Annotated in this window: 20 protein-coding genes; 13 read left to right on the forward strand and 7 right to left on the reverse strand. The window is 62.8% G+C overall.

What is annotated here, in order from left to right:
* Positions 1-65: 65 nt before the first annotated feature.
* Complete coding sequence (locus ACFSDX_RS09430) at positions 66-536, reverse strand: hypothetical protein (RefSeq protein ID WP_382313096.1); 471 nt, start codon at positions 534-536, stop codon at positions 66-68.
* A 460-nt stretch (positions 537-996) separates the two neighbouring features.
* On the opposite strand from ACFSDX_RS09430, the gene ACFSDX_RS09435 reads away from it, so the two are divergent.
* The 6 genes from ACFSDX_RS09435 to ACFSDX_RS09460 all read left to right on the forward strand — a co-directional run bounded on the left by ACFSDX_RS09435 (position 997) and on the right by ACFSDX_RS09460 (position 9,562).
* Positions 997-2,232, forward strand: a complete 1,236-nt coding sequence (locus tag ACFSDX_RS09435; RefSeq protein WP_382313097.1) for an AraC family transcriptional regulator — start codon at positions 997-999, stop codon at positions 2,230-2,232.
* 156 nt (positions 2,233-2,388) lie between these two features.
* Positions 2,389-2,661 (forward strand): hypothetical protein, encoded by a 273-nt coding sequence (locus ACFSDX_RS09440; RefSeq protein ID WP_382313098.1) that lies wholly within the window; start codon positions 2,389-2,391, stop codon positions 2,659-2,661.
* A gap of 202 nt (positions 2,662-2,863) precedes the next feature.
* Positions 2,864-3,586: an META domain-containing protein gene (locus ACFSDX_RS09445; protein WP_382313099.1), complete on the forward strand. Its 723-nt coding sequence runs from the start codon at positions 2,864-2,866 to the stop codon at positions 3,584-3,586.
* A 559-nt stretch (positions 3,587-4,145) separates the two neighbouring features.
* Entirely contained in the window at positions 4,146-6,044 is a 1,899-nt protein-coding gene (locus ACFSDX_RS09450; RefSeq protein ID WP_382313100.1) for a peptidoglycan D,D-transpeptidase FtsI family protein, read from the forward strand.
* A 621-nt stretch (positions 6,045-6,665) separates the two neighbouring features.
* Positions 6,666-9,140 carry a PAS domain-containing sensor histidine kinase gene (locus tag ACFSDX_RS09455; protein ID WP_382313101.1) on the forward strand — a complete coding sequence of 825 codons (2,475 nt, stop codon included), beginning with the start codon at positions 6,666-6,668 and terminating at the stop codon, positions 9,138-9,140.
* 11 nt (positions 9,141-9,151) lie between these two features.
* The gene (locus tag ACFSDX_RS09460) at positions 9,152-9,562 is read left to right on the forward strand and encodes a response regulator (RefSeq protein ID WP_382313102.1); all 411 of its coding nucleotides are present in this window, start codon (positions 9,152-9,154) and stop codon (positions 9,560-9,562) included.
* A 166-nt stretch (positions 9,563-9,728) separates the two neighbouring features.
* On the opposite strand, the gene ACFSDX_RS09465 is transcribed toward ACFSDX_RS09460, so the two are convergent.
* Positions 9,729-10,523: a bestrophin-like domain gene (locus tag ACFSDX_RS09465; RefSeq protein WP_382313103.1), complete on the reverse strand. Its 795-nt coding sequence runs from the start codon at positions 10,521-10,523 to the stop codon at positions 9,729-9,731.
* 367 nt (positions 10,524-10,890) lie between these two features.
* The gene (locus ACFSDX_RS09470) at positions 10,891-11,790 is read right to left on the reverse strand and encodes a LysR family transcriptional regulator (protein WP_382313105.1); all 900 of its coding nucleotides are present in this window, start codon (positions 11,788-11,790) and stop codon (positions 10,891-10,893) included.
* Positions 11,791-11,905: 115 nt separating this feature from the next.
* On the opposite strand from ACFSDX_RS09470, the gene hppD reads away from it, so the two are divergent.
* The 3 genes from hppD to ACFSDX_RS09485 all read left to right on the forward strand — a co-directional run bounded on the left by hppD (position 11,906) and on the right by ACFSDX_RS09485 (position 15,581).
* Complete coding sequence (gene hppD, locus ACFSDX_RS09475) at positions 11,906-13,036, forward strand: 4-hydroxyphenylpyruvate dioxygenase (RefSeq protein ID WP_382313106.1); 1,131 nt, start codon at positions 11,906-11,908, stop codon at positions 13,034-13,036.
* Positions 13,037-13,121: 85 nt separating this feature from the next.
* Positions 13,122-14,288, forward strand: a complete 1,167-nt coding sequence (locus ACFSDX_RS09480) for a homogentisate 1,2-dioxygenase (RefSeq protein ID WP_382313107.1) — start codon at positions 13,122-13,124, stop codon at positions 14,286-14,288.
* Positions 14,289-14,354: 66 nt separating this feature from the next.
* Positions 14,355-15,581 carry a Glu/Leu/Phe/Val dehydrogenase dimerization domain-containing protein gene (locus ACFSDX_RS09485; RefSeq protein WP_382313108.1) on the forward strand — a complete coding sequence of 409 codons (1,227 nt, stop codon included), beginning with the start codon at positions 14,355-14,357 and terminating at the stop codon, positions 15,579-15,581.
* Between the two features lie 258 nt (positions 15,582-15,839).
* On the opposite strand, the gene ACFSDX_RS09490 is transcribed toward ACFSDX_RS09485, so the two are convergent.
* The 4 genes from ACFSDX_RS09490 to ACFSDX_RS09505 form a co-directional block, all read right to left on the reverse strand.
* The gene (locus ACFSDX_RS09490) at positions 15,840-16,724 is read right to left on the reverse strand and encodes an SDR family oxidoreductase (protein WP_382313110.1); all 885 of its coding nucleotides are present in this window, start codon (positions 16,722-16,724) and stop codon (positions 15,840-15,842) included.
* Between the two features lie 85 nt (positions 16,725-16,809).
* Entirely contained in the window at positions 16,810-17,691 is an 882-nt protein-coding gene (locus tag ACFSDX_RS09495; protein ID WP_382313111.1) for a helix-turn-helix domain-containing protein, read from the reverse strand.
* A 186-nt stretch (positions 17,692-17,877) separates the two neighbouring features.
* Positions 17,878-18,618, reverse strand: a complete 741-nt coding sequence (locus tag ACFSDX_RS09500) for a ThuA domain-containing protein (RefSeq protein WP_382313112.1) — start codon at positions 18,616-18,618, stop codon at positions 17,878-17,880.
* 82 nt (positions 18,619-18,700) lie between these two features.
* Positions 18,701-19,051, reverse strand: coding sequence for an alpha-L-fucosidase C-terminal domain-containing protein (locus ACFSDX_RS09505; RefSeq protein ID WP_382313113.1), 351 nt, complete (start codon positions 19,049-19,051; stop codon positions 18,701-18,703).
* 239 nt (positions 19,052-19,290) lie between these two features.
* Between ACFSDX_RS09505 and ACFSDX_RS09510 the strand changes: the two genes are divergently transcribed.
* From ACFSDX_RS09510 to ACFSDX_RS09525, 4 genes are all read left to right on the forward strand, one after another.
* Positions 19,291-19,716, forward strand: coding sequence for a BLUF domain-containing protein (locus ACFSDX_RS09510; RefSeq protein WP_382313114.1), 426 nt, complete (start codon positions 19,291-19,293; stop codon positions 19,714-19,716).
* Positions 19,717-19,765: 49 nt separating this feature from the next.
* Complete coding sequence (locus ACFSDX_RS09515; RefSeq protein ID WP_382313115.1) at positions 19,766-20,278, forward strand: hypothetical protein; 513 nt, start codon at positions 19,766-19,768, stop codon at positions 20,276-20,278.
* Positions 20,279-20,530: 252 nt separating this feature from the next.
* The gene (locus ACFSDX_RS09520; protein ID WP_382313116.1) at positions 20,531-21,103 is read left to right on the forward strand and encodes a gluconate 2-dehydrogenase subunit 3 family protein; all 573 of its coding nucleotides are present in this window, start codon (positions 20,531-20,533) and stop codon (positions 21,101-21,103) included.
* Positions 21,090-22,805, forward strand: coding sequence for a GMC oxidoreductase (locus ACFSDX_RS09525; RefSeq protein ID WP_382313118.1), 1,716 nt, complete (start codon positions 21,090-21,092; stop codon positions 22,803-22,805). Before ACFSDX_RS09520 ends, ACFSDX_RS09525 begins: the two co-directional genes overlap by 14 nt.
* Positions 22,806-22,847 lie beyond the last annotated feature (42 nt).

Consider the following 22,847-nt stretch of genomic DNA (forward strand, 5'->3'; position numbering starts at 1 on the left):
GCCTGGCTGGGCAGTCAAGGGTGGGCGGGGGACGTGGGGCGGGGGGCACCGCTCACAAGCCCGCGTCAGCGGCCGCCGAACAAGACGTCCTTGTTGCGTAGCCACAGGGCCCGGTCCACCACTTCAGTAGACTTTTTGCTGAAGCGCAGGCTGCCTATGTTGAGGCCGACGCCGGCCACCAACAAGGCAATGCCGCCGAACTGCTCGTTTTTGCGGAGCACTGCGCTGCCGACAAGCGCCGCCACGGCCCCTACCCCCAGCAAGCGGCTCACGAACCGGTCGTGGCGCCCCTGTTGATACAGGTCGCTCGTTACACCAGGGGCAAATTGCGTCTTCAACTGGCGAAACGGCAGCTGCTTACCACCTAGGATGTATTTGTCGCCGTAGCCATAAATGGTGCGGGTGTCATAAACCCGCATCAGCGAGTCGCGCGATAGCCCCGACCGGGACGGCACCTGCGCGGCGGCGGGCAAACCCCAGCCCAACAGCAGAAAAACCAGCGCGGGCAAGCCAGATTGAAGTAGTCGGTTGCGCATAACTAAAGGGAGTTTAAGGCCGCCAGGGATAGGCCGTTCGAGACCTGGAGCGACTGAGAAAAGGCCCGGTTCACCGGCTCTTTCTAGCGGGAGCGGTGCCGCTCAGCCTCATTATCAGCCGCTTTTGATTGCAATACTAGAAGGGATAAGGTCGGCAGGCAAGCCTAGGGCTCCCCCGTCCTGTTACACTTTGCAAAATGTAACAGCGCGGGGGAGCCTTAGGCTTGTCTTTACACCTAACCTATTGGCTTGCAATGCGCTGTTACTTACCGCCTTTCTTTTCTAACGGACGTTCTTTAATCGGAAGGCCGCAGAAATGCGTTTTTGGTCAGTGCGACTGATTGAAATAGCACATTGAAAAATTATGTTATATCTTTCTTAAAGTCAACAGTACTGTGCGGCCCTGCCCCCCGCCTGCAGTTGGTCTTAGTTAAGACCAGCCTTTCAATGCTCCGCCTGCATGATGCCTGCTCTGCCTCTGTTGCCTCACGCCGAACTGCTGACTGTGTTTCTGTTTTTGAGCGCTTTTGTCGGCACGCTCGTCAGCTTCATCTTAGCGTTCGTTAACACGGTAGAGCGCCACGCCAACCGCTTGCTGGGGGCATCGCTGTTCAGCGTTGCCCTATTTGCGCTCACCAGCGCGCTGCTCATCAACCACGCCATTTTGCTGGTGCCGCACCTGTTTCGGGTGAATATGCCGCTGCACTACCTGGTGGCGCCCTGCGCCTACCTCTACGTGCGGTCGGTGCTCTATGAGGAAAGCCGCTTTCGGCGCTTCGACTGGTTGCTCTTCGTGCCCTTTGGACTGCACACGCTGGAACTGCTGCCTTTTCTGCTGCACAGTGCGGCGTACAAAGTGCACTACTTGCAGCGCCTGTTGGTCAGCGTGGCCGGCGTCACCAAGCAGCAGGAGGGGTTGCTGCCCGCCTATTACCATCCGGTGCTCAAGTTCCTCTTCGGCACCGTCTACGCCCTGCTGCAGTGGCGGCTGCTGGGGTGGTTTAGCCGTGGGGCAAACCCCGCTAGCCGCCACGCCAACCACGCGCTGCTGCACTGGCTGCGCGTGTTCACGTTGCTTAACACGCTGCTCTATCCGCCCGTGCTGCTGGCGATGTTGCTGCCAGTCAGCGGCACTTTCGTGGCCATTTTTACCGTGTGCGTGCTGAGCAGCTACCTGGTGGTTACCTCGCTGCTTCTACTTTTCCAACCCCAGGTACTGTACGGCCTGCGCCACGCGCCGCCCCCCTCAGTAAGTGAACCTGCGGATACCATTAGTTCGCCTGAGCCAGAGCCAGTTGCGGATAAGCCGGAGCAGCCAGCCAGGGCCTATGCGCTAAGCGACGAACGCCGGCAGGCCTACCGCGTGCGTATTGAGGCCCACATGCAAGAGCAGCAGCCTTTCCGGCGCAAGGGATACGGCATCAAAGACCTGGCCGCCGAAACCGATATTCCCCCGCACCAGCTTTCGGCCCTCATCAACCAGGAGTACCAAGTGAATTTCAACGACTTTCTGAATGGCTACCGGGTTGAGTACATCAAGGTGCGCATGGCCCAACTCGCTTGGCGCCAGCTCACACTCGAAGGCCTCGCGCTCGAAGCCGGCTTTGGCAACCGCACCACGTTCTCCCGCGCCTTCGTGAAGCTCACTGGCTGCACCCCCTCTGACTACCAAACCCAGATAGCGGCCTCCGATTGAGCCTTTGTTGTTTGATAAGCCAGGGCCTCAGCGACGGCTTCTTTCTTGCTACATCTTAGAAAGTGTAACGCCTTCGAGTTAGTCGAGGCTTGCCTGCGCGCGGCGGACCGCCTACGTTTGCTACTGGTGTTTCATTCAGGTAATTAGCAGTGGCACATGAAATCGGCGGACGAGACCTGGCACGCCCTCGCGGCGTTCAACCAACTGCTGCCCGCCGCGCAGCTCACCCGGGTCTGGGAGCAGGGCTATTACCTGGCGGCCCGGCCGGCCACTGGGGATGGGCTGGTTCGCTTGTATCAGGTGGAGACGTTTTTCGTGGAAATCCACTTTTATACTTCCGCCGATTTCGAAATCCTGCGGGCCTTTCACGACCCCGCTTACTTACAGCCCTACCTCGACCAGATTGACTTAACGGCTCTGCGCCACTAGTCCCCTCCGCTGCGGGGTAGGTTGGCGAGCGGCTGGTTCCAACTCAGCACGTGGCCGCCTTATTCCTTACGAGCCGCCTTATGACCTTATGAGGAGCCATGCACTTTTAACTGCCCTAGGGTTAGGGCTGGGCGCCTGCGCTTCGGTCCAGCAAGCCAGGGTTGCATCTCCCGCCACTGGCCGAGACCCTGGCGGGTGGCCCGTGCCAGTGCAAACGGCCCCGGCCGCTGCATCGGCCAATCGCTGGGACGCCCAGCGCCGCCGTGGCATCGCCTTCGTAGCGATGGGTACCGAGCCGTTTTGGTCGCTGGAAATAACCGGTCAGGGGCAGCTGCGCTTTCGCACCGCAGCCAGTGGCGACTCCTTACTCGTGCTCTTGCCTACCCCTAGCCAGGCGCAGGATGCCCCCGTGCTGCGCTACCGAGCCCTGACCGAAGCCGGCGAGCTGACCGTGACGCTGGCGCAACGCCCCTGCCCAAACAACGCGTCCGGCGAGGTGCTGCCCTATACCGTTACGGTATCGGCGCGAACAGCCGCCCGGCCAGCTGTCCGCGAGTTTGCGGGCTGCGGGCGCTACCTAGGCGACTACCGGCTGCACGACCTCTGGGCCCTGGAATCCCTGGACGGGCAGGCCGTGGCCGCTGCCCGGTTTGCCCAGGGCAAGCCGTATCTGGAGCTGAACCTGACCACGGAACAGGTCCTGGGCTTCAGCGGCTGCAACAGCCTCGGCGGCCCCCTAACGCCGGAGCGGGACGGCCTCCGGTTTGGCACCCTGAGTGGCCCGCAGCTGGCCTGCCCGGCGCTGGCCTTCGAGCAAAAGCTTCGGGGAGCCCTCTCCGGGCGGTCCTTCACCTACCGGTTCGAAAACGGCCGGCTGACGCTGGAGAATAGAATTAATAAGCTGATTTTCAAAAGATTTGATTGACATGGGACTTGCGCAATGACAACTACTTTTTGCGTAAGTTCTATGCTATATATCCTATTAGTTAGCCAGTGTCTTTACCCCTTGAGAGACTGAGCCGGCGCCATCACTACGGCCCCGACGTGCGCACTCGCCCACCGGATGCGCTGCGGTATACCGGCTAGGGGTAGGAATCGCCTGAATTTCACGCTAAGGCCCGACCAACGGGCGCATACCAATGGGACTACTTCGCACCACGTTCTCTTCCGCGTCCCGCGCCGCGCCGCTTAGCGCGCCGCGCCGTCGAAGAAGTCGACAAAAAAGGCTGTATCGGTTGAGCTACCGCCGGAACCGACCAGGTCCTGACCGGGCGTTGTGGGTGGTGACGGGTGGCATTATCCTCACCCTCGCCCTGCTGGTGCTGCGATACGGCTGGTAGGGACTAAAAACCTCCTGCAATCTATAAATTAATATACTGCAAATCAGTTAATTACGTAGAATCCATGCTCCCCCTGGCAAGTAGCTCTGCGGGCGGCGGTCAACTACTGGCCAGGCAGTAGGACACTTTTCGCCTCGTTAGATTATGAGAATTTCTTTACTAGATACCCTACTTGACCGGGCCACTGCCTGGCGGCTGGCGGCGCAGGCGCTGGTAGGAATATTCCTGTTGCTGCTGGGATTGCGGTGGTCCCAGGCCCTAGGTCCCACTGGCCCTGGGCGGCAGGTAGCCGGGGTAGTGGCCCCCGCCGACACGCTGCGCTGCCCGGATTGCGTGTGCCGCCGCGAGGTGCGCGAACCGGGCCCGCGCGGCCAGGTACTCGACCGCTACGATACCGTGCTGGTCGCCTCCGACTGGCACTACACCCTGACCTTACCTTCCCGGCTGCCCTTGGACTCGGCGCGCCTAAACCGGGTGCTGGGCTGGCGGGCCGGCACCTTGCAACAGCGCGTCCGCAGCGACCAACCCGAAGCGGCGCTACTAGGTCGCCCCGTGCACCTGTCCCTGCGCGCCGCCGAAGCCGAGGCCCTGCGCCGGCAGCTACGCGCGCACCCCCGCGACTGGCTGGGTCTGGCGCTCGCGCAGCAACGCCGCCGCACCTACCGCCAGCCCATTGCGGCGCAGGTGCTGGGCTATTGGCCCGCCGATGCCCCGGGCTTTGGGCAGGATGCCCGCCGCTACCGCCGCGGCCGCTTCGCCCGCCTGCGCAGCGGCGGGGTAGAGAGCTACTACCACGGGGTGTTGGCCGGCCACCGCGGCATTGCCCACCCGCTGCTCGACTCGGCCGGTACCGAGCACGGCAGCTGGGATGCCGACACCGCCTACCAGGCCCCGCAGGCCCTGCACCTAGGTCTCGATGCCGGGCTGCAAGCCTACGCCGAGCAGCTACTGGGCCGTCGCCGGGGCTACATTGTGGCGCTGGAGCCTGCAACCGGCGAAATCCTGTGCTTCGTGTCGGGCCCCACTTACGACCCCACCCAGCTCGCCGACCCTGACCGCCGCCGCCCGGGCCGGGACTTGCTAGCCGATGAGAAAATGCCGCTGCTCAACCGCCCGGCCTTGCAGGCGGGGCCGCCCGGCTCGGTGTTTAAGCTCGTCAACGCGGCGGTGGCCCTGCAGCTAGGGAATATTCTGCCCACTACCGGGTTTGCCTGCAATCAGAAGCTGGTGAACTGTGTGCACCACCATCCCCCTGCCCAAAACTTAACGCTGGCGCTTAAGTACAGCTGCAATCCGTACTTCTACCAGCTGCTGCGGGCGGTGGTGGAGCACCCCACGGGTTACGACGGCTGCGCCGCGCGCCGGGCCAACTTCCGGGCCTGGCGTCGGGTCGCCCGCTCGTTTGGGCTCGATTCGGTGTTGGGCACCGACCTGACCCGCGAGAGCCCTGGCCTGCTGCCCACCCTGGCCCGCTACGACCAGGCCGCGGGTGACTCCTGCGGCTGGGATTTTCGCCGCATCTACTCGCTGAGCCTGGGCCAGGGCGAAATCAATCTTACCGGCCTGCAAACGGCCAACGTGCTGGCAGCCATCGCTAACCGCGGCTGGTACATCACGCCCCACTTCGTGCGCAGCATCGGCGACTCGGGCCAGCCCCTGCCACGCTTTCAGGTGAAGCACCGGGTGCTGGTGGATAGCGCCAACCTGGCCGCGCTGGTGCCCGGCATGGTGGCCGTGCTAACGCGCGCCGGCACCGCCGAGAGCGCCAGCCTGGCCGATGTCGGCATCAGCATAGCTGGCAAAACCGGCACCGTGCAGAACGACCAGGGCGATGACCACGCCTCCTTTGCCGGCTTCGCGCCCGCCGTGGCCCCCCGCATTGTGGTGGCCGTGTACCTGGAAGGGGCCGGCTTTGGCGGCCACGCCGCCGCGCCCTACGCCGCCCTGCTCATCGAGAAGTACTTGCGCGGCACCATCGCCCCCCGCCGCCAGGTGATGGAGCGCTGGGTTCGCACCGGCAACCTGCATCGGCGCATGCGCTAAGCGAGATTTTCCGAGGCGTAGGCCCGAACCTAGGGCCGGGAATTTCGGACTGTTTTTTTCACCCTTGGCAAACAAGGTTTGGCGATGACTGACCTAGGTTAAAAACTTGGGGCAAAGGGTAAGCAGCGCCCGTGAATGGCGCGAGGGCGCACGCACCTAGGGAGGTAGAAAATGGTTCTTGCTGAGCTCGTACCCAGCCAATCAGGGTCGTCTCAGAAAACGGAAAATACAGCCCGTTAAGCTCGAAGAAATGCCGCTGGTTAGATGGGTGTCTTTATGGTAACTAACAGCTGCTACTTCAGCCTCTGGCATGACCCCGAAAGGCATTTCAAACGGAAGCCTCTTTCAGTAGTGCGTGCCACAAGCTGCGCGTTAGGGCACCGGCATCCGGCGGCTGCGAGGTATGAGGCGGCAACGCTTTTCATCTGCCAGGCCCTAGGGCGTCTACTCGTTACTTCTGCGCAGCTGCCTAAGTCCCGGTCAGGCAGGGCTGGCGAAAGAAATCCGTTTCCTCCGCTACTTACTAGGGGCCGAGCTTACTCGTGCCGTTACCTTCGCGTGGGGCGTGGCTTTGCCGGGCCCTGGGCTGGCAATTCTGCTGGTTAAGGTAGTTGTATTCGCTTGTCTATTCCCTCGCTGCTTGTGGCGTCTATTGACAATCCTTTAGAGGTTTTTTTTGACCTGGTGCCCACCGGGGCCGCGCTTTACGCCCCGGTCTACGACGAGTACCAGGAGCTGGTCGATTTCCGCTTTGCCCGCCTCAACCCGGCCGGCCAGCGCCTGCTGGGCTTGCCCGCGCAGCCGCCCCGCACGTTCCGCGAGTACTACCCTGATAGTGTGTCAACGGGCGTTTTTGACCAGTACCGCACCGCTTACCTGACCGGCCAGGCCGCGACCTACGACGTGCCCCACGCCGGCCCCGGCCCTGGCCCCGACACCTACTTCCGGCTGGTAGCCCAGCGCAGCGGCGAGCTGCTGGTAGTCAACTTCACTGACCTAGGCGACCCACCCCGCGCGGAGGTTGAGCAAGCGCTGCGCGAGCGCCTCGCCCACGAGCAGGCGGCCCGCGCCGAAGCCCAGCGCCAGCGCCTGTACACGATGCTGGAGCAGTTTCCGGCCGTGGTGGCCAGCTACCGCGGCCCGGAGCACGTCTTCGAGCTCGTCAGCGAGCGCTTCCAGCAGGATTTTCCTACCCGTACCATCAAGGGCCTGCCCGTGCGCCAGGCCTTACCCGAGCTCGAAAGCCAGCACTACTACGAAATCCTCGACGGGGTTTACCAGACCGGCGAGCCGTTTTACGGCACGGAGCTGGAGACGTGGGTGGACCTCACCGGCACGGGCAAGCTGGAATTGCAGTACTACACCGTGTACTTCCAGGCCACGCGTGACGCGGCGGGGTGCATCGACGGCTGCCTCAAATTTGCTTATAATGTCACGGCCGAAGTAGTTGCCCGCCAGCAGGCAGCGCAACTCACCCACGAGCTGGAAGCGCGGGTGCAGGAGCGTACGAGCCAACTCGAAGCCGCGCAGGCGGCCACCGAGCGCCAGCGGCGGCAGTGGTACGAGCTGTTTCGGCAGGCCCCGGCCGGCATCTGCATTTTCGACGGGCCGGAGTGGGTGTATGAGTTCATTAATCCCGGCTACCAAGCCCTGTTTCCGGGCCGGGCGCTGCTGGGCAAGCGCTTGGTGGATGCCCTGCCCGAGGTGGCCGACCAGCCGCTGATGGCTATCCTGCACCACGTCTACGACACGGGCGAGCCCTTCGAGGCCAGCGAGGTGCTCGTGCCGCTGGCCCGCACCGAGGACGGCCCCGTGGAGGACATTTACTTCGACCTCACCTACCAGGCCCGCCGCGATGAGACGGGGCAGATTGACGGCTTCGTCACCTACGCCTACGACGTGACTGCGCAGGTGCTGGCCCGGCGCGCGCGCGAGGCGCAGCAGGGCGAGCTGCAACGCATTTTTGAGCAGGCGCCGGTGGCCATCGGCCTGTACGCGGGCGACGAGCTCCGCGTCACGGCGCTCAACTCGCGGATGGCCGACCTCTTTGGCCGCCCGCCCGCGCACATGCTGGGCCGCCCCCTGCTGGACGCGCTGCCCGAGCTGCTGGGCCAGGGCTTTGATAACTTGCTGCGGCAGGTGCAGCAAACCCGGGTGCCGTTCGTGGGCCAGGAAATGCCGGTCACCCTCACGCGCAACGGGGAAACGCGGGTCACCTACTACAATTTTGTCTACCAGCCCCTCTACGACGCCGACGGCCAGGTGCTGGGCGTCATCGATGTAACTACCGAGGTGACCGAGCAGGTGCTGGCCCGCCGGCAGGTGCAGGACCTCAACCAAGAGCTAGCCGCCATCAACGAGGAGTTGCAGGCCAGCAATGAGGAGCTCAACGAAAGTAACCGGCAGCTCACGCGCACCAACGTGGACCTGGACACCTTCGTGTACACGGCCTCGCATGATTTGAAAGCGCCGATTACCAACATCGAAAGCATCGTGCTGGCCCTGCGCGACACGCTGCCCGCCGCTGTGCAGCAGGACGAAATCGTGGCGCACCTGCTGGACCTGCTCAACCAGACCGTCGCCCGCTTTCAGCTCACCATCGGCCAGCTGACCGACATTTCCCGGCTGCAACTGGCCCACGCCGGGCCGGCCGAGCCGGTCAACCTGGCCACCGTTGTGGAGGATGTATGCCTGGACCTGGCCCCCGCCATTAGGGCGGCCAACGCCCAGCTTTCGGTCGAGGTCGCCCCCGCGCTACGGGTATCGTTCTCGCCGGCCAACCTGCGCAGCATTGTCTACAACCTGCTCAGCAACGCCGTCAAGTACCGGGCCTTCGACCGCCCCGCGCAGGTGCGGGTGCGCGCCGCGCAAACGCCCCAGGCCGTAGTGCTCACGGTGCAGGACAACGGCCTGGGGATGAGCGCGGTGCAGCAGCGGCAGCTCTTCGGCTTGTTTCAGCGCCTGCACACCCACGTAGAGGGCACGGGCGTGGGCCTCTACATCACCAAGCGCTTGGTGGAGAACGCCGGCGGCACCATTGCCGTGCAAAGCCAGCCCGATGTGGGCACCACCTTCACTGTTAGCTTTCCCGTTTAAGTCCCTCCGCCATGCCCCCCTTAAGCAGTGTGCTGCTGGTCGATGACGACCCCACCACCAACTACCTCAACAAGCTGCTGCTCACGCGCATGGACGTGGCCCAGCAGGTGCTCGTGGCCGAAAATGGCGAGCAGGCCCTGCGCACGCTCGACCAGCTCTGCACTGCCCCAGCGAATCCGACGTGCCCCCGGCTCATCCTGCTCGACATGAATATGCCCGTGCTCAACGGCCTAGCCTTTCTGGAAGCCTACGTGCAGATGCCCCTGGCCCAGCAGCGGGCCATTGTCATCGTCATGCTCACCACCTCGCTGCACGCGCACGACCTAGCGCGGGTGCAGCAGCTGCCCATTGCCGGCTTTCTCAACAAGCCCCTGACCCGCGAGAAAGTCACGGGGCTACTACAGCAGCACTTCGCCCAGTAGCTAAGCAGGGAGCGCCTAGGTTCGGAAGGCAGTGACACGCCCGGCGAACGATTCGGATGCTCGTTACCTAGGGTGCACCGCTTAGCGTGCGGTATTTGCCGGTTCTAAGAGCACCCCAGCAGTACGTGCTGCGCAAAGCGGCCCGCGCCCCATAACCATGCTTGTTTCAGGGGGTAGCCCGGGGAGGGGTAGGCGGATGGGCCATCAGGCGCTGCAAATCCCGGAGGTTGCCATAGTTGGGCCGGATGAGGCCTAGGTCGGGGTTGTCGAGGTCCCGAATGGCTTGCACGGTCAACGCCGAGATAACCACAAACAGCAGCGGCACGAAGTAGTGACGGGTTTCCTGGGCGTTGTTGGTAAAGCCCACCAGCACCCCAATGGCCCACGACGAAATCAGCAACAGCGCAATAATGGTGGGGGGCGTTCCTTCCTGGTAGGAATAGTGCAGCCGGGACGTGGCGGCGCTGAGCTTATCCAGGGCTGGCAGCAGCCGGCGCAGTTCGTCGGGGGTGGGGGCCGCGGCCTGGGTGGAGTTGCGAAGCTGCTGCCAGCCCTGGCGGTAAAGGTTCTCCAGTTGTCGGGCGTGGGCTGGGTCGTGGACTGGGTTAGCTTGGTGCTCAGCTAGTTCCAGCGCCAGAAACTGCAGCAGCAGGTGGCGGACGGCGGGCTCGGTAGCTGGCAGCAATTGACTTTCCCGGTACAGTTCAGCCATGGCCTCCGACGACTGATGAATCAGGGTGGTCCGCTCGCGGAGCAAATTATTGGACGAGAGCAGCGTAAAGGAGAGCAGCAGTCCGAAAATGGTGATGAGCGCATTTTCGATGCCCGATGGTTTCCAAACCCGGCTGCGGCGCCGGTAATTCACCTCGGCAACCAGGTAGCCCACCGCCACCGCCAGCAGCAGCGACACCGGGTAGGCCAGGGTAAACCAAAGAATGTTGAACAGGCTGCGCCACCACATGGCCAAAAGGTAAGGCCTAGGAGCCGAACCGGATGCCAGCGCTTCCCCCAGTGGGGCCGTTCCGCCTGGGTCGAGCGGCGCTCGACTGCCAACGCGTAGGGCCTCGGCCCGGAAGGCGGCGTCGTAGCGCTAACGTTTGGTAGGTGGGGGGCTGTCTTTTAGGACGTTCGACTAAGACTCCATCCTGTTCAGGTTTGCCCGACCACTCCAACCCGAACTGATTCGACAAGAACTAAAATGCCTGTCTTGGTGAGCGCTGCTCCGCGGGTATCCTAGCGAGCGTAAGGAGGCCTGGAAGCTGCTCACCGGAAACGCCTGCGGTTGCCCGGCTAAGGCGGGGGTCCTATGCGGGTTGGCTAGCCGCCGCCTAGGTTACGCCGCAGCATTGGGCCAGCGCCGGCGAAAGCAGCCCCGACTGCGCCGCCCGGAACGCCACGCACTGCGTCAGGGTCACGGGCGCGCCGTTGGCCACGCGCAGCGGGCGCGTAACCACCCGCGGCATCGTGCCCATGTCGAAAAAGGAAGGCACGAAGGCCACGCCGATACCCAGGCCCACGAAGTGCCCTAGGAGCTCCAGCGACGAAGCTTCCTGCACAATGGCCCCCTGCCGGCTGAAGCCGGCGCGCTGGCAAAGCTGCTCGATTTCATCGTAGACGGGGTGCAGGTTGCGGCTGATTTCCACCCACTTCTCGTGCGCCAAATCTTCCAGAAACACCGCCTCGGCGGCGGCCAGCGGGTGCGCGGCCGGCAGGGCCACTACCAGCTCGCCCTGCCCGAAGGGCCGCGCCGTGAGGGACGGGTGCATGAGGGGCAACATGGTGAGGCCCACGGCAATGCGGCCCGCCACCAGCGCCTGCTGCACCGCCTGGTAATTAGGAAACTCGTGCAGCTGAAACTGCACCTCGGGGCAGTGCTGGGCAAAGCACTGCACAATGCCCGCCAGCCGCTCTGGCCGCAGCAGCTGGTAGTAGCCCAGCCCTAGGGTCTGCGGCCGGGCCCCCACCAGCCGCACCGCGTCGATGGCCTCCTGGTGCAGCTGTATCAGCTGTTGGGCTTTGGCCAAAAAGGCCGTTCCGGCCTCGGTGAGCACCACCCGCCGCTGGCGCAGGCGCTGGTGCGGGTCGAAGAGCGCCACCTGCAGCTCCTTTTCCAGCAGCTGAATTTGCTGGCTGAGGGCGGGCTGGGAGACGCACATTTTTTCGGCGGCCCGGCCAAAGTGCAGCTCCGTAGCCACGGCCGTGAAATAGCGCAGCTGTCGGAATTCCATTCCCGAAGGTAATAAGAAATTCTTATTGGCCTCATCACAAACTGATATTGGACAATGCGCTGGGGCGGGCGGTAATATTACGGCCCCTAGCTCACTTCCTTTCCCACCCCTGCCCATGGAACCCCAAGTAGCCCAAGAACTTAAGCAGCGCGCTGCCACCGATTTTCTGCCCCTGCTCGGCACCGACCACCTGGAGCTGTACGTGGGCAATGCCAAGCAGGCGGCCTACTACTATAAGGCTGCGTTTGGCTTCCAGACGGTGGCCTACGCGGGCCCCGAAACGGGCGTGCGCGACCGGGCCAGCTACGTGGTGCAGCAGGGCAAAATCCGCCTGGTGCTCACCACGGCGCTGCACTCCGACCACCTCATTGCCGAGCACGTGCGCCAGCACGGCGACGGCGTTAAAATCTTGGCCCTGCTAGTTGATGATGCCTACGCGAGCTACGAAAAGACCGTGGCCCGCGGCGCCTGCAGCTACCAAGAGCCCCGCACGCTCACCGATGAGCACGGCGAGGTGCGCACGGCCGGCATCTACACCTACGGCGAAACGGTGCACCTGTTTGTGGAGCGTAAGAACTACCGCGGCGCCTTTCTGCCCGGCTACGCCGCCCAAACGTCGGCCTTCAACCCCGAGCCCACGGGCCTGCTCTACGTAGACCATTGCGTGGGCAACGTGGGCTGGAACCGTATGAACGAAGCCGTGAAGTGGTACGAGGACGTGATGGGCTTCACCAACATCCTCAGCTTTGACGACAAGCAGATTACCACCGAGTACTCGGCCCTGATGAGCAAGGTAATGAGTAGCGGCAACGGCTACGTTAAGTTTCCCATCAACGAGCCGGCGGAGGGCAAGAAGAAGTCGCAGATTGAGGAATACCTCACCTTCTACGAAGGCGAAGGCGTGCAGCACATTGCAGTAGCCACCGACGATATTATCCAGACCGTCAGCGCCTTGAAGAGCCGTGGCGTGGAATTTCTGAACACCCCCGACAGCTACTACGACAACCTGCGGGCGCACGTCGGCAACATTGACGAGGACGTGGAGGCCCTGCGCAGCCTGCGCATCATGGCCGACCGCGACGAGGAGGGCTACCTGCTCCAGATATTCACGAAGCCGGTGGAGGACCGGCCCACGGTGTTCTTCGAAATCATCCAGCGCAAGGGCGCCCGCAGCTTCGGGGCGGGCAACTTCAAAGCCCTGTTCGAGAGCCTGGAGCGCGAGCAGGACCGGCGCGGCAATCTGTAGGGAGTTGTGAGTTAAAAGGTTATGAGTTGACTCGTACTCATATCAGTAACTCAAAACTCAAAAATTCTAGCTCACAACTCAAAAAATGCCTATCTATCATAAGCTAGGGCGGGTGGCGGCCACGCGCCACACTGTGTTTGAGAAGCCCGGCGGGGGGCTGCACTACGAGCAGCTCTTCGGCACGATTGGCTTCGAGGGCATGTCGTCGCTGCTCTACCACTTGCGCCCGCCCACGGCGGTGCGGGAGGTGCTGGGCGAAACCGACCTGACGCCCAAAATCGCGGTGGCGAAGAACATTAAGGCGCGGCTGCTCAAAGGCTTCCAGGTACCGCCGCAGGACGACTACCTGGCGGCCCGCACGCCCGTGCTGGTAAATGCCGACGTGCACATCTCGCTGGCCGCGCCGCGCCACTCGCTCACGGCGTACTTCTACAAAAACGCTGATGCCGACGAGCTGCTGTTCATCCACCGGGGCACCGGGCGGCTGCGCACGCAGCTCGGTAACATCGCCTTCGAGCCCGGCGACTATCTGCTGGTACCTAGGGGCATTATTTACCAAATCGAGTTCGATTCGGACGATAACCGGCTGCTCATCACCGAGTCGTTTCACCCGATTTATACGCCCAAAAGCTACCGCAATCACTTCGGCCAGCTGCTCGAGCACGCGCCCTATTCCGAGCGCGATTATAAGCTGCCGGCCGACCTGGAGACGCACGACGAAACCGGCGATTTCTTGCTGAAAATCAAAAAGCAAGGCGTGCTGCACGAACTTGTGTACCCCGCGCACCCGTTCGACGTGGTGGGCTGGGACGGTTACAATTATCCTTACGGCCTGAATATTCGTAATTTTCAGCCGATTACGGGCAAGGTGCACCAGCCGCCGCCCGTGCACCAGCAGTTCGAAACCAAGGCCTTCGTGGTCTGCTCGTTTGTGCCGCGGCTGTTCGATTATCACCCGCAGGCCATCCCCGCGCCCTACTACCACTCCAACATCGACTCGGACGAGCTGCTGTACTACGTGGACGGTGATTTTATGTCGCGCAACAACATCGAGCAGGGCCATATCACGCTGCACCCTGGCGGCATTCCGCACGGCCCCGCGCCGGGCGCCTACGAGCGCAGCATCGGCAAAACCGGCACTAACGAGTGGGCCGTAATGATTGACACCTTCCGCCCCTTGCAGCTCACCGAAGCCGCGCTGGCCCTCGACGACGGCGCCTACTACAAGTCCTGGCTGGAACCGGGGCGCTAGTGCCAGCTACTAATTTACTGCCTCCATTCTCTTCTCGCCCAGCCGAACACCTAGGCTACTTTTCGTATGCAAGACCTCCTCGCTCAGTTTGAGCACAAGCGCCCCGAAATTGTTTTTGAGTGGCAAGATTCTGAAACCGAAGCGGAAGGCTGGGTCGTAATAAATTCCTTGCGGGGTGGGGCGGCCGGCGGGGGCACCCGCATGCGCAAGGGCCTCGATAAGCGGGAAGTCGAGAGCTTGGCCAAAACCATGGAAATCAAGTTCACCGTCTCCGGCCCGGCCATTGGCGGGGCCAAGTCGGGCATCAACTTCGACCCCCAGGACCCGCGCAAGCGCGGCGTGCTGGAGCGCTGGTACAAGGCCGTAATTCCCTTGCTGAAAGCCTACTACGGCACCGGCGGCGACCTCAACGTAGACGAAATCCACGACGTAATCCCCATCACGGAAGAGTACGGCCTCTGGCATCCGCAGGAGGGCGTCGTGAACGGCTACTACCGCGCCACCGAGCCCCAGAAGATTCGCAAGCTGGGCCAGCTCCGGCAAGGCGTCGTGAAGGTGATTGAGGATGCTACGTTTACGCCCAGCTTGGCCCGTAAGTACACGGTGGCTGACCTCATTACGGGCTATGGCGTGGCCGAGGCCGTGCGGCACTACTACGCGCTGTGGGGCGGGGCGCTAGCGGACAAGCGGGTGCTCATTCAGGGCTGGGGCAACGTGGGGGCCGCCGCCGCTTACTACCTGGCGCAGCAGGGCGCGCGCATCGTGGGCATCATCGACCGGGCCGGGGGGCTGCTGCGCCCCGAGGGCCTGCGTCTGGAAGAGGTGCGCGACCTGTTTCTGACCCGCAGTGGCAACGCTCTGGCGGCGCCCGATTTGCTGTCCTTCGAGGAGGTAAACGCGCGCATCTGGCACCTAGGAGCCGAGATTTTTGTGCCCGCGGCCGCCTCGCGGCTGGTTACCCAGCCCCAGGTAGAAGCCCTGGTGGCCAGCGGCCTGGAAGTAATTTCGTGTGGGGCCAACGTGCCCTTCGCCGACCCGGCCATTTTCTTCGGCCCCACCGGCGAATGGGCCGACACCCACTGCGCCCTCATCCCCGATTTTATTGCCAACTGCGGCATGGCCCGCGTCTTCGCCTACCTCATGGAAACGGAGGAGGCCATCACCGACGAAGCCATTTTCAGTGATGTCTCGCGCATTATTGAGGCGGCGCTGGCGCGCACCCACCGCCAAAGCGAGGCGCGCACCGGCATTGCCCAGCGCTCGTTTGAAAGCGCCCTGCGGCAATTGGTGTAGCGAGTAAGGACCGGTGTTGGAGGGGTTGCGCTAGTAATTGGACAAAGAATTGTGGTCGTCGTCTGGCACACGGTCTACGCGCAACTGGCCTTACAACGCCAGCGGGCGCCGGGGCCACCCGTGCTACCCAAGCACCTGGCCCAACTCTCACTGGCTTGTTTCGCCCATCTGAACCGCCTGGGCCGCAGCTCTTTCCGGTTGCCCGCCGACGTATTCCTTCATGGCTTACGCCCTCCTGAGTTCAGCCAGTACGCTGCTTTACACTACGGGTACAGTACCCCCGTCAATCAAATAGTTGGCGCCGGTTAAGTAAGCCGCGGCGGGGGAAACCAGAAAATGAACCAGCGAAGCAACTTCCTCCGGTTCGGCCATGCGCCCCATGGGGATGCCGCCCACCTGAGCCGCCAATTGCTGAAAGGTTTCCTCCGCACTGAGGCCGGAAGTAGCCGCCGCATTCTGAATGAGCCGCTGCATCAGGGGCGTGTTGGTCGCCCCTGGCGAGACGGTCAGCACGCGTACGCCTTGGGGGGCCAGCTCATTCGAGAGGGCTTTGCTATAGGCGTTTAGTCCCGCTTTGGACACGGCATACGCCAAATTGTGAGACCATACGGGCCTTAACCCAGCCATTGACGAAATGTGAATAATCACCCCGTTTTTTTTCGCCAGCATGGGGGGTAACAGCGCCCGGTCCAGCCGAATGGTCGCCAGCAAGTTGAATTGCAACTCCTGCTCCCAGTCTTGGTCCGTTAAGGTGCTAAAGCCCCCGCGGGGCGCCGTCACGCCGCCAATATTGTCGACCAGAATATCAACGCCGCCAAACCTTTCGGTGATGGCGTGGGCTAGCTGGCTTACCTGCTCAGGCTGGGTTACATCGGCTTCCAGGAAATGATGGGCCGAATTGGTCCCTTCAGGATGATGGCGGGCGGTAATGATAACCTGGGCGCCGGCTTGACTTAGTTTGTCGGCAATGGCTTTGCCAATGCCTTTGGTGCCGCCCGTGACCAACGCCGTTTTACCGGCGAGGTCTTGGTTCTGATTGTGGTTGCTTTCCATCTGATTTCTTATCCTGACTAAAATACAGACGCAAAGTTCCGGGCCTTCATCCCCTAGCAGGTAACTGAAATCAATCGAAAAAGTATACAAAACATGCCATACTCCCCCTCCCTACAGCTGCCCCAATTCTACCGGCTTTTGTGCGCCGACGGGTTAGCGGGGGCGCGCGCCTTGCTTAGGCCTGGCGGCGCAGGGAGAGGGGCGTACAGCCGGTGTGCTTTTTAAAGAAGTTGTTGAAGTAGGTAGGATACTCGAAGCCCAGGCAAGTGGCAATGCTGGCCACGCTCCAGTCGGTGTGCTGCAGCAGCGCCTTGGCCTCGTCCAGGATGCGGCCGGCAATGTGGGCACTCGTGGGCTTGCCCGTCGCCTGCTTCACGGCTTTGTTGAGGTGGTTGACCTGCACGGCCAGCCGGTCGGCAAAGTCCTGCGGCGTTTTGAGGGGTAGCTGCTGCGTCGGCAGCTCAATCGGAAACAGGCGCTCGAGCAGCTCCAGAAAGCGCGACGTGAGGCGGGTTGCGGCGTTCTTAGGCTGCCAAAACGTATCCGCCGGCTGCAGGTGCAGCGCCTCGTGAATGAGCAGTTGCACGTACGTGCGAATCAGGTCGCCCTTGAACGGGTAGTCCCCGGCCTGTTCGGTCAGCATTTTTTGAAAGATGCCCCGCACGTAGTCCGCTTGGGGCGCCGCGAGTTTAAAGAGCGGGGTGCTGCCAATGCGAAACAGCGGCGACTGTTGCAGGCTTTCCGACCGGTCGGCAGCTTTCACAAACTCCTCGGTAAACAAGCAGGCGTAGGCGTGCAGCCGGTCGGTACGCAGCTCCAGCGAATACGGAATATGCGGATTGGTAAAGAACAGGTACTGCCCATCTAGCTCCAGGCTTTGGTGCGCGTAGTGAATCAGACACTTGCTCTCCATCAACAGCACTTTATAATAGTCGCGCCGGCTGAATACCTGCGCCGCAAGCTGTGGCTGCTGCGCCTCCTGTAGCGTAAAGTTTTTCTCGTACACCTTAAACCCTTTCAATTTTAAGTCGAGGGGGGGAGAGAGGCTAGGGCTCATGCGGTAAAAAGACAGAAATGGCTAGGATATAAATTGGGGTTGGTCTGGCGGTAGCGGACCGCGAGCTAGGGTAGAAATGCAGCAGGTCGGCTTCAACTTGATGCGCCGGCGCGGGCTGGCGTAGCGTCAGTACCTGCTGCGCAGCTAGCCACCTGCGCCCTGGGCGCTGGGGCCGCTGCCCCTAGGTCACTGGCCCAGCGCGTAGCGCAGGCCGCCGAGCAGGTGGCGTTGAAACAGGGAGTCGGCGTAGTTCTCGTCCAGGTGGCCGCCCGCCGTGTAAAAGGCGCGCCCCCCGCCGTAGGGGTGGCACCAGGCAAAGGGGTGCTGCTGGCCATTTAGGCCCCCGGTGTAGGAGGTTTCGTCCACGGTGGCCAGCACCCGCAAGTCGGGCGCCACGTTGCGAAAGTTGTACCACTCGTCCGTCCGCGCCCAGCGCGCGGGCAGAAAGCTGGTGGCGGGGTGGTGGGCATCGGCCACGCGCACGGTAGCGGGCTGCACCTGGGGGTGATTTTTGAAATAAGCCCCCACCAGCCCTCCGTACCAGGGCCAGTCGTACTCGGTATCGGTGGCCGCGTGCACGCCCATAAACCCGTGGCCCTGCCCGATGTAGCGCTCAAAAGCCACCTGCTGGACTGAGTCGAGCACGTCGCCGGTTGTGTTGAGAAAGACGACGGCGGCGTAGCGGCGCAGCGAGTCGGCCACGAAGCGCGTGGCTAGCCGCGTGGTGTCTACGCGCAGGTTGTTTTCGCGGCCCAGCCGCTGAAAAGCCGCTACCCCGGCCGCTATGGAGGCGTGGCGGAAACCCTGGGTTTTGTAAAAGACCAGCACGGCCGGCCGCTCACCGGCCGGCGCTGACTGGGGGGTGGGGCGGGAGCAGCCGGCGAAAAGGGCGGCCAGCAGTAGCCCGTAGCGAGATGAAAAAAGCATGGTGTACCGGTGGTGGGAAAGGGGAAAGGGTCGGGTGCAAAGTATCCCGTAATCAAGCAGTAAAAGCAATACTTGCCGGTAGCTAGGCCGGCATAATCTTCAGCGCGTAGGCAATGGCGTTGGGTTTTTGGGCGGGTAGCACCACGGCCAGCCCATCCGGGGTGTGCTCAAATTTGAGCTTGCCCGGCGCGCCCAGCAATTCTACCTGCTTGACCTTGCCCAGGTAGTGCGGCCCACCCGCGGCTAGCGACTTAAGCAGCAAGCGCCCGCTTGCGGGCCACCCGAGGGCACTGGTAAACAAGGCGTTGCCCTTCGTGACGTACCGAATATCCTCGGCCCCGAAGGGCTTGCCCTTGCCCTCGTTGAAGCCCTGGGCGCTGAGGGCGGCCGGGGCGGCCAGGGCCAGGTTTTTGAGCAGCTTTCTTCTTTGCATGAGGCAGGGGGAGGGAAATAAGGGTAAGCCGGGACGGTTTGGCGCGGGCTCGAATCAGCTCAAGTAACTACCTGATAGGGCCTGCTTTAGAATATGATGGCCCGGTTGGAGCTGCTTGGCGGCAGTTGCTACTCCGGCGCGGAAGCTGCGCCCGGTGCGTTTTGCACGCGGCAAGGAACACTTTGCAAATTATGGTGTTCAGTGTCTATTGTCATTGGCTCTTTCCCTACCTGGTTGCGATGCACCATATTATTTACATGAGTACGGCCAGCTGGCCAATGACCGATGCGGAGCTGCAAGAGCTGCTGCGGCAGGCGCAGCAGGGCAACGAGCGCCTGGGTATCACGGGCGCGCTGGTTTACGGCGATGGGCAGTTTATGCAAATTATGGAGGGCGAGCAGGCCACGTTGGAAACCTTGTACGCGCACCTCGGCCAGGACCGCCGGCACAAGGGGCTCTTTAAGCTGGCCGACCGCCCCATCATCGAGCGGCGGTTTTCGGAGTGGTCGATGGCCTTTCAGGTGGTTTCCCCGGCCGGGTTCGAGCAGCTGGTGGGGTACGTGGCGCCCGCGCGGCTCACCCAGCAGCTACCCGACCTAGGGGCCGCCGACAGCCTCTTTGTGGAGCGGATGCGCAGCCTGGCCCTGGCCCCGGTGCCTGAGTAAGCGGGCCCCGCGCCCGGCGATAGCTGGCGCCGGCCATACTTTCGCACCCATGAAATCGACCTTCTTTTATTTTATGGGCAGTTTGCTGCTGGTGGGCGGGCTGGCCGCCTGCCACGAGAAAGCCTCTGCGCCGCAGACCCCGCAGGCAGGTTTTTTTGTGCGGGCTACCAAGGATGCTGCTCCCTGGGCTGCCCCGGGTACTGGCACCTACAGCAAAGCGCGCCGGGAGTTTTCCGTGTTGGGGCAGGCTGGGGACGCTGCCAAAGCCGAAGCCTTCGCACTGAATTTTGCGTTGCCCGCCTGGCCGCAGCCCGCGCCCGTGCGGGCGTTGCCCGCCGCCTGGCGGGTGCTGCTCGGCTACGACGCGCTCACCAATAGCTACGCCACGGCCGATGCGGCGAGCTTGCCCAAGGTAGAAATCACGCGCCTCGACACGGTGAGCAAAGTAGTGGAGGGCCGCTTCAGCGCCCCCCTGGTGCGGGAAAAGCAGTGGACCGCCAAAACGGAAACGATGGCTTTAACGGATGGCACCTTTCGGGTGCACTACACCACCGTGCCCTAGGTCCTTGGTTTGGGCTGGGCCCCGGCCAGGGCCGGCCGCGTCGCGCCGGGAGTTCCAAAGCGGCGGGTCGCCGCTCCGTTGCGGGTAGGGGAGGGCGATAGCCAGCGCAGGAGCCTGGGCTTGAAGGCGGGGCTTTTGACTTTGTGAAAATCAGTGGAGTAGCCGATGCCCAGCAGCTACGCCGGCCCTGCTGCGTTGCCTTAGGCTAAAAAGCTGTATTTTGCACGCTCTACCTTTTCCCACCTGCTCTCAATGAATCGGCGCATAGCTCTTAAACACGTGGCGTGGCTGGCCGGAGCGGCCGCCGTGCTGCCCGGTTGCCTCTCCCAAACCAAGGAGCAGGCGCAGGCGGCGCCGCCCTCCCCAGTCGCCGCCCTCACGGCCAGCCAGCGGCAGCTGGTGGCCGAGGTGTGCGAAACCATCATTCCCCGCACCGATACGCCGGGCGCCAAGGACCTAGGGCTGGCCCAGTACGTGCTGAAGATGCTGAAAGACTGCACTCCCGCCAAGGAACAGCAGGTTTTCGTGGCGGGCCTGGGGCATCTCGATGCGGCCGCGCAGCGGCAGCAGGGGCACTCCTTTGTGGCCAGTACCCCGCCCCAGCGGGCGGCGCTGCTGCTGCACCTCGACCAGCAGCCCGCCGACTTTTCGGCGGACCTAGGGGGCTTCTACCGCATCGTGCGGCAGCTGGCCGTGGATGGCTACACCAACAGCAAGTACTTCATGACCAGGGAAGTACTCTATGACCTGGTGCCGGGCCGCTACAATGGGCACTATCCAGTGAGTAAGGTAAATTTAGCAGTTCCGCATCATGGCCAATCTTAATATCGACAGCGTAAAGGAGCGCACCTTCGACGCCATCGTCATTGGTTCGGGCATGAGCGGCGGCTGGGCCGCCAAGGAGCTGACCGGCCACGGTTTGAAGACGCTGGTGGTGGAGCGCGGGCGCCAGGTGGAGCACAACAAAGACTACCCAACCACTAACCTCAACCCCTGGGAATTTCCGCACAACGGCAAGGTGCCACTCGCGGTGCAGGAGGCCAACCCCATCGCGAGCCGCTGCTACGTGTTCAAGGAGGACGCCATGCACTTTGTGGTGAAGGACGCCGAGCACCCCTACGTGCAGGAAAAGCCGTTTGACTGGATTCGGGGCTACCAAGTGGGCGGCAAGTCGCTGCTCTGGGCCCGCCAAACCCAGCGCTGGAGCAAATACGATTTTGAGGGTCCGGCCCGCGACGGCTTTGCCGTGCCGTGGCCCATCGGCTACGACGACCTGGCGCCCTGGTACAGCCACGTGGAGAAATTTGCGGGCATCAGCGGCAACTCCGACGGGCTGCCCGCGCTGCCCGATGGCGAGTTTATGCCGGGCTTCCCGCTCAACGCGGTGGAGGACCATTTTCGGGTGCAGCTCCAGAAAAGCCACCCCGACCGCCACGTCATCAGCGCGCGCTGCGCCCACTTGTCGAAGCCGCAACCCATTCATTATGAGCAGGGCCGAGTGCAGTGCCAGAACCGGACGCTGTGCCAGCGGGGCTGCCCGTTTGGCGGCTATTTCAGCAGCAACTCCTCGACCCTGCCCTGGGCGATGAAGTCGGGCCACCTCACGCTCAAGCCCGATTTGGTGGTGCAAACCATTCTCTACGACGAGCAAAAGAACCGGGCTACGGGCATTCGGGTCATCGACACCCACACCAAAGCCACCACGGAATACTACGCGCCCGTAATTTTTGTAAATGCGGGTGCTTTGAATACCAACCTGTTGCTGCTCAACTCGACCTCGCACCGCTTCCCCAACGGCCTAGGTAACGACAGCGGAGTGCTGGGCAAGTACGTGGCGTTTCACAACTACAGCGCCCGGGTGCATGCCGAGTACGAGGGCCTCAAGGACCTGACCACCGACGGGCGCAACCCGGCGGGCGGCGGCTACCTGCCGCGCTTCCGCAACGTGTTCAAGCAGGAAACCGATTTTTTGCGCGGCTACGCCACCAACTTCGGCGCGTCGCGCGGCTTGGCGCGGCCCGCGCACGGCCTGGGCGCCGGCCTCAAGCAGCAACTCGAGCGCCCGGCCCTAGGTCCCTGGACGGTGCATTCGGGCATGATGGGCGAGACCATCCCGAAGGAAACCAACTACGTGCGCCTCGACCCCACGCGTAAGGATGAGTGGGGGATGCCGTTGCTCTCGGTGTCAATTGATTACGACGACAACGATGCGAAGATGAAGAAAGACTTCTTCGAGCAGTTTACCGATATGTACACGCAGGCGGGCTTCACCAATATTCAGGCCCAGGACTCGCACCAGGCGCCGGGCCTTGATATCCACGAGATGGGCGGCGTGCGCATGGGCCACGACCCCAAAACGTCGCTGCTCAACCGCTGGAACCAGCTCCATGCCTGCCCCAACGTGTACGTGACCGATGGCGCCTGCATGACCTCGACCTCCACCCAAAACCCGTCGCTGACCTACATGGCCCTCACGGCCCGCGCCGTAGACCACGCCGTGCGCGAATCGAAAAAGCAGAACGTGTAATACGCTGCTGGTCAGCGCTTATTTTGCTTCTCTAGGCTGCCC

This window comes from Hymenobacter bucti (assembly GCF_042681145.1).
GTDB classification, from domain to species: Bacteria; Bacteroidota; Bacteroidia; order Cytophagales; family Hymenobacteraceae; genus Hymenobacter; species Hymenobacter bucti.